The organism is Actinomadura sp. 3N407 (genome assembly GCF_052245875.1).
Classification (GTDB): domain Bacteria; phylum Actinomycetota; class Actinomycetes; order Streptosporangiales; family Streptosporangiaceae; genus Spirillospora.
The window spans coordinates 25155-37921 of record NZ_JBQQBP010000027.1 but is presented as its reverse complement, the minus strand read 5'-3'; the positions used below and the strand labels follow the sequence as shown (position 1 = coordinate 37921).

The following is a 12767-nucleotide window of genomic DNA, read 5'->3' as shown; positions in this document are numbered from 1 at the left end:
GCCGGCGGAGGCGCCCGCCGGGCGGTGCCCGGCTCCGCACCCGCCCGGCGGCTAGTCCTCGATCTTGATGCGGAGGCGGCGGAAGCCGCGGCCCTTGTTCTCGACCTTCGCGACCGTGACGCGGCCGATCTGCCTGGTGGAGCCGACATGGGTGCCGCCGTCGGCCTGGGCGTCCAGGCCGACGATGTCGACGATGCGGACGTCCTGCACCTCGGGCGGGACCAGGTTCGTCGCCGTCCTGATGATGTCGGGGATCTCGAACGCCTCGGCGCGCGGCAGCGTCTTGATGTCGATGCGGCGGTCGGCCTGGACTTCGGCGTTGCAGGCGTCCTCGACGGCCTGCTTGAACCCGGCCGGGACCTCGCGCAGGTCGAAATCCATGCGGGCGATCCGCGGCTCCATGTTGCCGCCGGTCACGAGGCAGCCGTAGTCGCGGAAGACCACCCCGCACAGCAGGTGGAGCCCGGAATGGGTGCGCATCAGCGCGGTGCGGCGATCGTCCTCGATGGCGCCCTGCACGACCGTGCCGACCGGCGGGACGGGGTCGTCCTCCACCGGGATCAGCACCAGGTCATCGCCCTTGCGCACCCCGGCGATCCGCGTCTGCACGCCCTGCCAGAGCAGCACCCCGTGGTCCGGCGGCTGCCCGCCGCCGCCCGGGTAGAACGCCGACCGGTCGAGGACGATCCCGTCCGGCCCCGCGTCGAGGACGACGGCCTCCCATTCGCGGAGCGCCTGATCGTCCAGTTCCAGCCGGGCGGTGCGTCCATGGACCTCGGTGCTCATGCGATCACTCTAGAGATCACCAGGGGCCGTAGGGACCCGATCGGGAGTCGCCGTGGCCGTTCTTCTTCTTGTACGGGGCGACCGCCGGGCGGACGTCGGCCAGGTAGATGGCGGCGGCGATGAACGCGGCGACCGGGAGGATGCCGATCAGCAGGGCGATCGGGCTGGCGCCGAGCGCGGCGGGCGCCACCGCGTAGGCGAAGCCCACGACCACCGCGACGATCAGGACGATCATCCACATTTTCTTGCGCCACTTGCCCGCCGCCGAGTACGCGCCCTCGGGCACGGTCAGCGAGTCGACCAGCGCCCACGCCTCCATCACGAACGCGATGATCAGCAGTAGCCAGAAGAAGTAGTCCAGCACATTGAAGCCCGACATCGGCGATCAGCGCTCCTGCTCGTCTCGGACGGCGACTCCACGTCGCGCACACGGGGTGTCTGACTACCCCAACCCTATGCGCGCCGTCCAGCGCAAACCGGTAGCCCGCCCTCACCGGCGAAGACGAAGCCGCCTCAGGGAAGACGAAAGAGCCCGGCCGGGTGTTCCCCGGCCGGGCACGGAACCAGCCGCACTCAGGCGCCGTTCTTCTTCGTGGTGGACCGTGTCTGCGCGCCGCTCTTCGGCTGCGCGGGCTTCCTCGGCTGCGAGGCGCGGGCCCGCGGGGCCGGCTTCGCCTCGGCCTCGGTGAGCTCGGCGACGTCGACGGCCTCGCGGTGCACGACCTTCTTGCCGCGCTCGGCGAGCTCGTCGACGAACTCGAACGCCCGGGTGCCGAAGTGCGTCGCGTAGGCGACGGCGGCACCGGGCAGGTCCTTGGCGTCGACGCGCTCCTGGTACCTGGAGACCTCGCCGCGGTAGCGGTCCACGGTGCCGCGGACCTGCTCGCGGTAGCGGTCGACGGTCTCGCGGACCTCGCCCTGGTACTTCGTCACCTGCTCGGGGACCTCACGGAGCTTCTCCACCGCGAAGTCGCCGGCGCCGGCCACGGCGTACACGGCCTTGTTCTCTCGGAGATTGCTGGCCAGCGTCATCCGACCTCTTCCTTTCCCTCTTGCTCTGGCATGGCTCGTACTGGCATGGCTTGTTCGGGCGCCGCGTCCTCGGGCACCGCGTCCTCCTGCCCGATGTGCTCTCCGGGGAACACGCCGGCCGCCTCGTTCTCCTTGAGGAAAGAGGCGTAGATGTCGAGCAGGACCTGCTTCTGCCGCTCTGTGAGGAACAGGTCGTCCCGGACGGCGGCCTGCACGTCCGTGTCGGCCTCGCGGTCTTCGAGGATCCCGGCCTGCACGTACAGCGCCTCGGCGGAGATCCGCAGCCCCTTCGCGATCTGCTGCAGTATCTCCGCGCTCGGCTTGCGCAGCCCACGCTCGATCTGGCTCAGGTACGGGTTGGATATCCCGGACACGTCCGCGAGCTGACGCAGCGAGATCTTCGCTCGCGTCCGCTGCTCACGGATGTACTCCCCGATGGAGCCGACCTTCGAACTTGCCATGTCTCCACCCTGCGTCATGGTGCTTGCAATTGCAAGCACGCTAGCTAGCACTCGTCCGTGAGTCCGCTCACACGAGTCCGCCGGGCGTCGGCCCGGGGCCCGCGTGGAGTACGGAACATGCCTGGTCGGGGAACCGGCGGGTCAGCTGACCTTGGAGGACGGGACCGTCCACGTGTTGCAGACGGCCAGGCGGCGTCCCTCGAAGCCCGTGATGACCCAGCCCGCGTAGTGCCGTCCCGAGCCGTGGTCGCGTTTCTCGGGCGGCAGGCGCTCGTCGCCGCGCCCCCTGACGTCCCTGATCATCGCGTTGATCTGCTGCTGCGTCATCGGGAGCGTCGCGCGTTCCGTGCCGAGGAACGCGCCGGCGAAGCACTGCGCCTGCAACTCGATGCGGCGGCTCGCCTCGTTGCGGACGCCGATGTCGCCGCTTTCCATCTGCCGGTCCCCGAAGAGCAGGATCCCGGCGCGGTCCTGGACGTGGTGGCCGTACTCGTGCGCGATCACCCGCGCGAACACCGAGTAGTGGGACAGCGGCTCGCCGCCCGAGGTCTCCACGACGTGCCTGACCCCCACGTACATCGTGTTGTTGGCCGGGCAGTAGAACGCCGACGCCCCCGGGGCCGGGTAGGTGCCGCACGGGCTGCGTCCCGGCGCCGACCAGAATACGCGGTCGGGCTCGTCGAACGGAATCCCGGCCTTGCCGAACTGCTTGGACCAGGAGGTGTCCAGGCAGTCGCTCAGCACGTTCATGAAGCGGCGCATGGACGCGTCGCTCGGCAGGATGCGGGGCACCCGGCAGCTCACCCGCGTCAGCGCACCCGTCTTGTAGAGCCTGCTGTCCTCGGCCTTCCCGCGCACGGTCGCCGCGCCGCCGCCGGACGAGGCGGGCGGCCGGGTGCCGGCGGCACCGTCCGGTCCGCTGAGCACCGCCAGCCCGAGGATCGCGAGGACGATCAGGGACGTGAGGGCGCCGAAGATGCCCGCGATCGTCCCGCCGGAGCTGCGGCGCGGCGGCGGGCGCATCGGGGCGTACCTGTACTGATGCGGCGGACCGGGCGGCCTTCCGGGCGGGCCGTAAGGAGGCGGGCCGTACCCGGGCGGGCCGTACCCCGGCGGGCCCTGGCCGGGTGGTCCGTAGCCGGGCGGACCGTGGCCGGGGCGGCCGTACGGCGGCGCCGGGGGCCGCTGCGGAGGCGGCGGCGGTGGGTACTGACCAGCCATAGCAGAGAATCATCGCACGCATTGCCGATACCATTTGCCGCCATGTCTGCTCTTGCGGGGTTGTTCCGGTTGCGGCCGGTCGTCCTGACGTTGTCGGCTATGGCGCTTCTGCCGGTGTTGACCTGTACCTCCGCGGCCGCGTCGGAGGTCGCGCGGGCACCGGAGGCCGCGCAGGGACGGGCCGCCGCGCCGGAACGGGTGCTGAAGGACCAGGCCGTCCTCACCGCGGATCAGGGCGGCGTGATCCGGGTGAAGGAGACGATCGTCTACCGGTTCGCCGGCGGCAAGGGCTTCGAGCGGACGTTCCCGACGCGGAGCCACGAGAGCCTCACCGAGGACCGCGTCCACGAGCTGTCGAACCTGCGGGCGAGCAGCCCCGACGGCGGCCCCGCCACGGTCACCTCGTCCGCCGGGGACACCGGGACGACCGTCAAGGTGACCGGCGGCAAGGAGCTGACCGGCGACCACACGGTCGTCCTGGAGTACGACGTGCGCGGCGCGATCACGCGGATGGGGCAGGCGGAGGAGCTGCGCTGGCCGGTCATCGGAGGCTGGAAGGTCCCGGTGGACGACGCGCGCGCGACCGTGGTCGCCGGCGCGGCGATCCGCAACGTCAACTGCTTCACCGGGCCGATCGGCAGCACCATCGGCTGCACGCAGTACTACATGAACCACACGCACACGCAGGGCGTCTACGTCCAGCAGGGCATGCTGCCGGGCGAGTACCTCACGGTCGTGGCGGGCCTCCCGGCGGGCACGACCGGCGGGCAGGCCATCTACGAGCGGCGCCACACGGTCGTGACGGCGTTCTCCGTCAACGCCGTCACCGGCGCCGCGCTCGTGGGACTGCTGGTGCTGCTCGGCGGCGGCCTCGCGGCCCTGTACCTGCTGCGCGGGCGCGACGCCAGGGTCGTGGGGAAGAAGGCCGCCGAGGGCGACCACGCGCCCGTCTCCGGGACGGAATTCGACCCGCCGGACGGGGTGCGTCCCGGGCAGATCGGCACGCTGATCGACGAGCAGGCCGACGTGATCGACGTGACCGCGACGATCGTCGACCTCGCGGTCCGCGGCTACCTGCTGATCGAGGAGGAGGACAGGGCCCGCACCGGCCGCCTCGACTGGACGCTGCGCCGGCTCCAGCGTCCCGTCGTCGACCTGCTGCCCTACGAGCGGACCCTGCTGGACGCGCTGCTGACCGCCCCGGACGGCACCGGACGCGACGCGGTCAAGCTGTCGGAGCTCGGCGGGACGTTCGCCACGAAGCTCGCCCAGGTGCGGTCCGCGATGTACGACGACGTGGTGAAGCAGGGCTGGTTCGCGCGCCGTCCCGACACCGTCCGGTCCCGGTGGACGGTCGCGGGGATCCTCGTCACCGTCCTCGGCATCGCCGGGACCGTCGCGCTGGCGCTCACCACCGAATGGGCCCTCGCCGGGCTCGCGCTGATCATCGCGGGTGCGGCGCTGGCGTACGGCGGCCAGTACATGCCCGCCAAGACCGCGCGCGGCGCGACCGTCCTCGCGCACACCATCGGCTTCCGCGCGTTCCTGGAGCGCGGCGCCGTCCCGGACGGCGACGAGACCGCGTCCCGGCAGCGGATCGCGCTGTTCTCGCGGTTGCTGCCGTACGCGGTCGTGTTCGACACCGTCCCCAAGTGGGCCGAGACGGTGAAGGACGCGGGCGAGCGGGCCGAGGGCGCCGACAACCTCTACTGGTACGAGGGCCCGGCCGAATGGGACCTGTCGAAGTTCGCCGAGTCGATGCGCACGTTCACCCTCGCCACCTCGGGTTCGATCTCCCAGTCGCGCGGCATGTGACAGTCCGGGGCATGGACGGACCCGCGGTGACCGCCGGGAGGGGTCTCGGCGATCACCGCGGGCTCGGACAACGCCCGCCGGGTGGGGTGCAGGGCATGGGGGCCGGCTCCGGCGGGCGTCGCGTTCCGATGCTTCGCGGCCTTCATTGACGCCGGCGTAAAAGCCCCTTGCCCTTTGTGCGTTTCTTGCCCTGCTCGCGTTTCCTGCCGCGCCCGCCGCCTCGGCCGCGGGGCGCCTGGTCCTCGCGGGCTTCCCGCTCCTCGCGTTCGCGCGCGACCTCGATGTGCCGCATGACCTGCCGGTGGGTGACCGACGGGGCCGGGTCGCGGCGCGTCCGCTGGGAGGGGCTGCCCTGGAGGACGCCGCCCTGGACGGGGCCGCGATGCGGCATGCCGTCGTCCCCGGCCGGGCGCCGGGTCCGCGGGTGGCGTGAGGTCATCAGCGTCATCGTGACCCAGACGGCGAGCGCGAAGAAGATGGCGATCGGCCCGATGACGAAGAAGGCGTCGTCGCCGAGGCGGTCGGCGTTGGCGAGCATGGTGACACCTCCTCGCCGACGCCTCTACCCGACGTCAGGGGCTTAACCGTCGGGTCGCCCCATAAGATGTCTGACGTCTTACTTAGGGGGTTTCGGTGGGTTTGAGTCCCGTGGCCGGCGGGTCGACCGTCGACGCCGTGCTCGACCAGCTTCAGGCGCAGGTCAGCGACGGCTCGTGGCCGGTCGGGGAACGCATCCCGGCCGAGCACGAGCTGGCCGCGCGGCTCGGTGTGAGCCGTCCCGCCGTCCGCGAGGCGATCCGCGCGCTGACGCACGTCGGGGTGCTGGAGGTGCGGCGCGGAGACGGGACGTACGTCCGCAGCTCCGCCGACCCGCGTCCGCTGCTGCGCCGGGTGGCCCGCGCGTCCATCCGGGACTTCTTCGAGGTGCAGCTCGCCTACGACGTCCAGGCGGCGCGTCTCGCCGCGCGGCGCCGCACCGACGCCGACCTCGCGCGGCTGGAAGAGCTGCTCCGCGCCCGCGACGAGGCCACCGAGGCGGACGCGTTCGGCGCCGCGGACGCGGCCTTCCACCTGGGCGTCGCGGAGGCGTCCCGCAACCCCGTGCTGATCGAGGCGATGCGCTTCTTCATCGACCGGCTGCGCGAGTCGCTGCGCGACATCAGGCTCGACCGCGAGGTTCCCGAGGCCGGTCCCGCCGCCCACCGCGCCGTCCTGGACGCGATCGCGGCGGGCGACCCGGGGGGCGCGGCGTGGGCGGCCGCCGCGGTCGTCGAGCCGACCCTCGCCGTCCTGGAGACCCTCGCCGCGCGTGACGGGGTGGAGCGGTGACGGGGCGGCGGGCCGGCCTCGCCGGATCGCTGCTGATGATCGTCCTGGTGGCGGTCAACCTGCGGCCGGCGATCGCGGCGATCGGGCCGGTGCTGACCGAGATCAGCGACGAGTTCCGGCTGTCGGGGGCGGCGGCGGGCGCGCTGACGACGGTGCCGCTGGTGTTCTTCGGCTCCTACGGGCTGATGGCGGCGTTCCTGCGCCGTGCCCCGCGCGGCGAGACGCTCCTGGTCAGCGCGATGGCGCTGCTCGTCGCGGGGATGGCTCTGCGGCTGCTGGACGCGCCGTTCCCGCTGTTCGCCGGGTCGCTGGTCGCCGGGATCGCGATCAGCATCGGCAACATCGCGATGCCCGGGATCATCAAGCGGGACCATCCGTCCCGGATCACCACGGTCACGGCCGTCTACACGGTGGCGGTGACGGCCGGCGCGTCGCTCTCGTCGGGGCTCGTCGTGCCGCTGGAGCACATCTTCGACTCCACGTGGCGGCTGCCGCTGGGCCTGCTGGTGATCCCGGCGGCGCTCGCCGGGCTGCTCTGGGTGCCGAGGGCGCGCCGGGCGGCGCACGCGGCACGGTCGGCGCCGCCCGCCGCCGCGCCGCGCGGGATGGCTGCGCTGGTGTGGCGGTCCGGCCTGGCCTGGCACGTCACGGTGTTCATGGGACTGCAGTCGCTGCTGGCGTACGTGGTGCTCGGCTGGCTCCCCACGATCTGCCAGGACCGCGGGATGGACGAGGCGCCCGCCGGATACGTGCTGGCGCTCTCGGCGGCGGTACAGGCGGTCGGGTCGCTGACCGTCCCGCTGCTCGCCCGGCGGACGCGCGACCAGCGTCCCCTGGTGCTCACGACGGCGACGCTGAGCCTGGCGGGGTTCACCGGGGTCACCTGGGCGCCGATCGAGTCGGTGTGGGTCTGGGCGGTCGTGCTCGGCCTCGGCCAGGGCGTCGGGTTCGCCACCGCGCTGTCGTTCATCGGCCTGCGCGCCCACAACGCGCACGTCGCGGCGCAGCTCTCCGGGATGGCGCAGGGCATCGGCTACCTCATCGCGGCGCTCGGCCCGCTCGCCGTCGGCGCGCTGCACGACGCCACCGGCGGATGGAGCGTTCCGATCGCCGGTGTGCTGATCGTCTGCGCCGTGATGACGGTGCCCGGCCTGTCGGCGGGACGCAACCGCTCGGTGGGGGCGCCCGCCGGACCGCCCGCCGGGGTGATTAACACGGAAATTAGCGGACACATCCCTAACTGACCCCGTGCGAGGCTGATACACCACCGGGAGGTGGACCGCAATGCTCGCCACGATCCTGGCTGAACCGACCTTGGCCGAAACGGCTCCGACCGGCCACTGGATGTGGGCGTGGATCATTCCGGTGGTGGCCGTGGTGGCGCTGGTCGCCCGGCTCTTCATGACGGTCTCGGCGTCGTCCCGGCAGATCCACCCCGACCGCAGGAACGACCAGGACAACCACCGCGGCATGGAGCAGGGCGGCCTGTACACCTACCGGCCCGGGATGTTCTCCCACAGCTACCCGCCCGACAGGGAGACGCAGGCCGAGGAGTTCCGGCGCGACAACCCGCAGCCCGGACGGGAACCGAAGAACCCGTGGCCCGACGGCGTCCTGTACGAGCAGACCGTGTTCAAGGAAGAGTTCGAGGAACTCAAGTCCGAGCGGAGCGACACCCGCTAACCCCCGGCGGGGGTGAAGGCGCCGGGAGTCGGGCGGATGGCACCGACGACGCCGCCGCCCCCGCGGACCTCGACCACCGACAGCTCGTCCAGCGCCGCGCCGTCGACGCCGACTATGCCGCCGTCCTGAACGCCGAGGGAGCGCAGCAGCGCGACCGTGACCGGCGTCCGGGCCCGCATCGCCCCATCGTCGATCTTGACGGCGCCGGCGCGTCCGTCGGCGAGCGCGAACGCGTCCACGCCCTCCGCGCCGCACTTGACCAGCAGGCCGGGGACGGCGTCCATCAGCTGCCGTTCCTCGCGCCGCGTGCCGGACGTCCACTGCGGGTGCGTCCGCATCGCGTCCGCGACGCGCCTTTCGGGCATGCCCGGCCCGGCCACGACGAGCCCGCGGAACGCCCGCGCGACCCCGGCCGTGGACACGGCGAACAGCGGTGCGCCGCAGCCGTCGACACCGGCCGCCGTGACCGGCTCCCCCGCGAGTTCCCCGACCGTCTCCCGGACGGCGAGCTGCAGCGGATGATCGGCGTCCAGGTACGACGCCGTGGGCCAGCCGGCGGTGACGCACGTCGCGAGCATCGCGGCGTGCTTGCCGGAGCAGTTCATGCGCAGCCGCGACGCCCCGCCGCCGGACCGCGCGACGTCCTGCTGCGTCGTGGGGTCGAGCGGCCAGCTTTCCGGGCAGCGCAGATCGGCGGCGCCCAGCCCGGCCCCGGCGAGGATCTTCTCGACCCCCTCGACGTGGAAGTCCTCGCCCGAGTGGCTGCCCGCGGCGAGCGCGAGGAGCTCCCCCTCCAGGTCGAGCCCGGACCGCAGCATCGCGACCGCCTGCATCGGCTTGTTCGCCGAGCGCGGGAAGATCGGCACACCGGGATCACCGGCCCGGACGGCGACCGTCCCGTCGGCGGCGAGCCCGACCGCCGCACCGCGATGCCGGGACTCCACGAACCCGGACCGTTCGACCTCGACCAGCACAGGATTGATCATGCCTGCGTCTTCCCCGGTCATCGGGGCTTGATGCCTAGGAGCGCGCGGGCGTCCGCGGCCGGCGTCGGGGGGCGCTGCGCCAGCCGGGCGGCTTGCGCGGCGCGTTCCACGAGCTGGACGTTCGCCGTCACCGGCCGTCCCTTCGCGAACGTGACCGTGTCCTCCATGCCGACCCGCAGGTGCCCGCCCGCCGACAGCGCGGCGAACAGCACCGGCAGGGACGTCCGGCCGATGCCCGTCGCCGACCACGTCGCCCCGTCCGGGAGCGCCTCGACGGCCGCGACGAGCGTCCGCGCGTCCCCCGGCATGCCGCCCGGCACGCCCATCACCAGATCGCAGTGGACGTGCCCCCCGTAAGGGAGCCCGTGCTTGTCCAGCAGCCGGTGCAGCGCCGCGACCTGCCCGAGGTCGAACAGCTCGAACTCGGGGACGACCTCCAGTGCCTGGGTGCGCCGGTAAAGCTCCGCCATGAACGGCCACGGGTTCATGAACACGTCGTCGCCGAAGTTGACCGTCCCGCAGGTCAGCGAGCACATGTCGGGCTCGGCGTCCAGGACGCGCAGCCGGTCCTCGTACGGGTCGGTGACGGCGCCGCCCGTGGACAGCTGGACGATCAGCCCCGTGCCCTCCCGCAGCGCCCGGACCGTGTCCCGCAGCCGGGACGGGTCGAGCGTCGGCCGCGCGTCGTCGTCGCGGATGTGCACGTGGATCACGGCCGCGCCGGCGGCCTCGCACTCCTTGGCCGTCTGGACCAGTTCCTCAAGGGTGACGGGCAGGGCCGGAAAGTCCGCCTTGGCGGACTCCGCGCCCGTGGGCGCCACCGTGATGAGCGTCGTTGCTCCCATAGGCGGCAGAATGCATGGTCATGCGTGCCGTAGTCCAGAGGGTGAGCCAGGCCAGCGTGTCCGTGGACGGGCGCGTCGCAGGCGCGATCGACGGGCCGGGACTGATGGTCCTCGTCGGCGTGACCCACGACGACGACCCCGGGAAGGCCCGCAGGCTGGCCTCGAAGCTGTGGGGGCTGCGGATCCTGCAGGACGAGAAGTCGTGCTCCGACGTGGGCGCGCCGCTCCTCGTGGTGAGCCAATTCACCCTCTACGGCGACGCGCGGAAGGGCCGCCGCCCGACCTGGACGGCCGCCGCGCCCGGTCCCGTGGCCGAACCTCTCGTGGACGCGGTCGTCCACGAACTGAGGGCGCTCGGCGCCGAGGTCGAGACGGGCGAGTTCGGCGCCGACATGAAGGTCGCCCTCGTCAACGACGGTCCGATCACCCTGATCGTCGACGTCTGACCGCCCCCCGTGGGTCAGGAGCGCCCCTGCTCGGCGGGTTCGGTGAGGGGGCGCCGCGCGCCAGAGCCGCCGGCGGTGAGCACGTGCATGGGCCCTCCTCAGCGGAAGCCGTAGACCGTGCCGATGAGGGCGGCGATGGTGCCGAGGGCGGCGAGCAGGATGAGGGAACGGTCGACGGGCGTGAGGCGGCCTCGCACGTCCGGCGAATGGACGACGACGCCGGTCTCGGGGTCTGTTTCCTCGTCGTTCCTCTGGAACGGGTTGCGCAGCCCGGCGAGCCGCCACAGCGCGTCGTTCTTCAGCCGCTGGTGGCCGGGCCCGCAGGCGAACAGCCGGCCCCGGACGCGTTTCGTGCAGGGATGGCCCTGCCGTTTCAGGACCCGGCACAGCGTCGGGACGAGCAGGAACTCGTACAGGCACCACGTCAGCAGCCCGAGCAGCGCGACCCGCCACGACTGGAGCCACCACGCCGCCCCGGCGAACACGGCGAACAGGGCCCACCACAGCAGCGCGGACTCCCTGCGAGGGAGACGCCGGGCGCCCTTCCTGGCCGCCGGCGGCTCCTCTTTCCCCAGGTTCGCGACCATCGGTAGGAATCCACCTTCCCCGGGCGGCGGCCAGTGAGAAATCGTCCTATCAGACGATATTGCCCCGGGAGTCGGCGATCTACCCGTGTTTCGCCGGCCGCCGGCGAAGATCGATCTGCGCGTTCGCCCCGGTCTCCGGCGACACCACGACCTCCTGCGCCGCCGCGACCCCGCCCGCCAGCAGCTCCGCGTCCACCGGGACGTTCCGCTTGACCAGCGCCAGCGCGACCGGCCCCAGCTCGTGATGCCGCGCCGCCGACCCGACGAACCCGACCGTCCTGCCGCCCGGGATCTCCACCGGATCGCCGTGCGCGGGCAGCCGGTCGACGCTCCCGTCCAGATGCAGGAACACCAGGCGGCGCGGCGGCCGCCCGAGGTTGTGGACGCGGGCCACCGTCTCCTGCCCCCGGTAGCAGCCCTTGCTCAGATGGACGGCGGTCTCCACGTACCCCGCCTCGTGCGGGATCGTCCGGTGGTCGGTGTCCACGCCCGACCGGGCGCGGTGCTCGGCGATCCGGAACGCCTCGTACGCCCACATCCCCGCCGGCCGAAGCCCCTCCGGGAACTCGCCCCGGGGGACGATGCGGGTGACGGTGCCCGCGACGTCCGGCCAGGCCAGTGCCGCCGGCTCCGCAGGCTCGCCGGGCCCGGTGATCACGGCGTAGGCGTCGGACACGTCCTCGACCTCGACGCGGAGCATGAACCGCATCCGGTCGAGGAACTCCGCCAGCGGCGCCGCGGACCCGGGTTCCACATGGGCCCAGACGGCCTCGCCGTCGTCGATCACGAAAAGATGATGTTCGATGTGGCCGTTGGGGCCGAGCAGCAGCGCCTCGGTCGGCTCGAACGGCCCCAGCCCGTCCAGGTGCTGGCTCAGCAGGCTGTGCAGCCAGCTCAGCCGGTCCGGTCCGGAGACCTTGACGACACCCCGGTTGCTGCGGTCGACGAACGCCCTCCCGTCCGCCAGGGCGCGTTGCTCCTGCGAGGGCTCCCCGTAGTGCGCGGCGACCTCCTGGTCGGGCGCGTCGGCGGCAACGGCTCCGGACGTCTGCAACAGCGGGCTCTTCATGGTGACCAGGCTACGTCGCGCGGCAGTCCTTGCACCGCCCGTACACCGTGAGGTGGTGCACGTCGGTCGCGAAGCCGAAGTCGCGCTCCAGGACGTCCGCCAGACCCGACGCCGCGCGGGGGTCGACGTCCTCCACGTTGTGGCAGCCGCGGCACACCAGGTGGATGTGCTCGGCCTCGGCGGCCAGATGGTAGTTCGGCGGCCCGTGCCCGAGATGCGCGTGCTTGACCAGCCCGAGCTCTTCGAGCAGCTCGAGCGTCCGGTACACGGTGGAGATGTTGACGCCGCGGGCGGTGCGCTGCACCTCGGTGCAGATCTCCTCGGGGGTCCCGTGCTCCAGGTTGGTGACCGCCTCAAGGACCAGCTGGCGCTGGGGTGTGACGCGGTACCCCTTCGCCCGCAGCTCCTGCTGCCACGACTCGACCATGTACCGAGTCTAGAACCCGTCCCCGCGTTCCGGCCCCGGACCGGGTTCCCGATCCGGGAAAACCGGCTTGCCTCTCCGCG

The 12767-nt window shown here is 72.4% G+C and carries 16 protein-coding genes; 5 read left to right on the top strand and 11 right to left on the bottom strand.

Annotation, left to right across the window (positions count from 1 at the left end; genetic code table 11):
• Positions 1–51 precede the first annotated feature (51 nt).
• From ACTWPP_RS40355 to ACTWPP_RS40335, 5 genes are all read right to left on the bottom strand, one after another.
• Positions 52–786, bottom strand: a complete 735-nt coding sequence (locus ACTWPP_RS40355; protein WP_443109752.1) for an alanyl-tRNA editing protein — start codon at positions 784–786, stop codon at positions 52–54.
• Between the two features lie 16 nt (positions 787–802).
• Positions 803–1165, bottom strand: coding sequence for a DUF2516 family protein (locus ACTWPP_RS40350; protein ID WP_443109751.1), 363 nt, complete (start codon positions 1163–1165; stop codon positions 803–805).
• Between the two features lie 194 nt (positions 1166–1359).
• Positions 1360–1818 carry a hypothetical protein gene (locus ACTWPP_RS40345; RefSeq protein WP_443109750.1) on the bottom strand — a complete coding sequence of 153 codons (459 nt, stop codon included), beginning with the start codon at positions 1816–1818 and terminating at the stop codon, positions 1360–1362.
• A complete protein-coding gene (locus ACTWPP_RS40340) occupies positions 1815–2279 on the bottom strand; it encodes a helix-turn-helix domain-containing protein (protein ID WP_443109749.1) in 465 nt (154 codons plus the stop codon). The genes ACTWPP_RS40345 and ACTWPP_RS40340 overlap by 4 nt, the downstream gene beginning before the upstream one ends.
• Positions 2280–2420: 141 nt before the next feature.
• Positions 2421–3500 carry a neutral zinc metallopeptidase gene (locus ACTWPP_RS40335; RefSeq protein ID WP_443109748.1) on the bottom strand — a complete coding sequence of 360 codons (1080 nt, stop codon included), beginning with the start codon at positions 3498–3500 and terminating at the stop codon, positions 2421–2423.
• 42 nt (positions 3501–3542) lie between these two features.
• Between ACTWPP_RS40335 and ACTWPP_RS40330 the strand changes: the two genes are divergently transcribed.
• Positions 3543–5315 (top strand): DUF2207 domain-containing protein, encoded by a 1773-nt coding sequence (locus ACTWPP_RS40330; protein ID WP_443109747.1) that lies wholly within the window; start codon positions 3543–3545, stop codon positions 5313–5315.
• A gap of 142 nt (positions 5316–5457) precedes the next feature.
• Here the strand turns inward: ACTWPP_RS40330 and ACTWPP_RS40325 are convergent, their stop codons facing one another.
• Entirely contained in the window at positions 5458–5853 is a 396-nt protein-coding gene (locus ACTWPP_RS40325; protein WP_443109746.1) for a hypothetical protein, read from the bottom strand.
• A gap of 95 nt (positions 5854–5948) precedes the next feature.
• Here ACTWPP_RS40325 and ACTWPP_RS40320 point away from each other — a divergent pair, with 95 nt between their 5' ends.
• From ACTWPP_RS40320 to ACTWPP_RS40310, 3 genes are read left to right on the top strand one after another with little or no spacing between them, the layout of a single operon-like run.
• Positions 5949–6644 carry a FadR/GntR family transcriptional regulator gene (locus tag ACTWPP_RS40320; protein WP_443109745.1) on the top strand — a complete coding sequence of 232 codons (696 nt, stop codon included), beginning with the start codon at positions 5949–5951 and terminating at the stop codon, positions 6642–6644.
• Complete coding sequence (locus ACTWPP_RS40315) at positions 6641–7888, top strand: CynX/NimT family MFS transporter (RefSeq protein ID WP_443109744.1); 1248 nt, start codon at positions 6641–6643, stop codon at positions 7886–7888. Before ACTWPP_RS40320 ends, ACTWPP_RS40315 begins: the two co-directional genes overlap by 4 nt.
• 40 nt (positions 7889–7928) lie before the next feature.
• The gene (locus ACTWPP_RS40310; RefSeq protein ID WP_443109743.1) at positions 7929–8327 is read left to right on the top strand and encodes a hypothetical protein; all 399 of its coding nucleotides are present in this window, start codon (positions 7929–7931) and stop codon (positions 8325–8327) included.
• Here the strand turns inward: ACTWPP_RS40310 and ACTWPP_RS40305 are convergent.
• Together ACTWPP_RS40305 and ACTWPP_RS40300 are read right to left on the bottom strand one after the other, a co-directional pair.
• Positions 8324–9313, bottom strand: a complete 990-nt coding sequence (locus tag ACTWPP_RS40305) for an asparaginase (protein WP_443109742.1) — start codon at positions 9311–9313, stop codon at positions 8324–8326. The two genes, ACTWPP_RS40310 and ACTWPP_RS40305, sit on opposite strands and share 4 nt — an antisense overlap.
• A 17-nt stretch (positions 9314–9330) precedes the next feature.
• A complete protein-coding gene (locus tag ACTWPP_RS40300) occupies positions 9331–10158 on the bottom strand; it encodes a 3-keto-5-aminohexanoate cleavage protein (RefSeq protein ID WP_443109741.1) in 828 nt (275 codons plus the stop codon).
• A 20-nt stretch (positions 10159–10178) separates the two neighbouring features.
• On the opposite strand from ACTWPP_RS40300, the gene dtd reads away from it, so the two are divergent.
• On the top strand, positions 10179–10604 hold the full coding sequence (gene dtd, locus ACTWPP_RS40295) for a D-aminoacyl-tRNA deacylase (protein ID WP_443109740.1): 426 nt from the start codon (positions 10179–10181) through the stop codon (positions 10602–10604).
• Between the two features lie 98 nt (positions 10605–10702).
• On the opposite strand, the gene ACTWPP_RS40290 is transcribed toward dtd, so the two are convergent.
• The 3 genes from ACTWPP_RS40290 to ACTWPP_RS40280 all read right to left on the bottom strand — a co-directional run bounded on the left by ACTWPP_RS40290 (position 10703) and on the right by ACTWPP_RS40280 (position 12687).
• Positions 10703–11191 carry a hypothetical protein gene (locus ACTWPP_RS40290; RefSeq protein ID WP_443109739.1) on the bottom strand — a complete coding sequence of 163 codons (489 nt, stop codon included), beginning with the start codon at positions 11189–11191 and terminating at the stop codon, positions 10703–10705.
• Positions 11192–11270: 79 nt separating this feature from the next.
• A complete protein-coding gene (ygfZ, locus tag ACTWPP_RS40285) occupies positions 11271–12260 on the bottom strand; it encodes a CAF17-like 4Fe-4S cluster assembly/insertion protein YgfZ (protein ID WP_443109738.1) in 990 nt (329 codons plus the stop codon).
• A gap of 10 nt (positions 12261–12270) precedes the next feature.
• Positions 12271–12687 carry a Fur family transcriptional regulator gene (locus ACTWPP_RS40280; protein WP_443109737.1) on the bottom strand — a complete coding sequence of 139 codons (417 nt, stop codon included), beginning with the start codon at positions 12685–12687 and terminating at the stop codon, positions 12271–12273.
• Positions 12688–12767 lie beyond the last annotated feature (80 nt).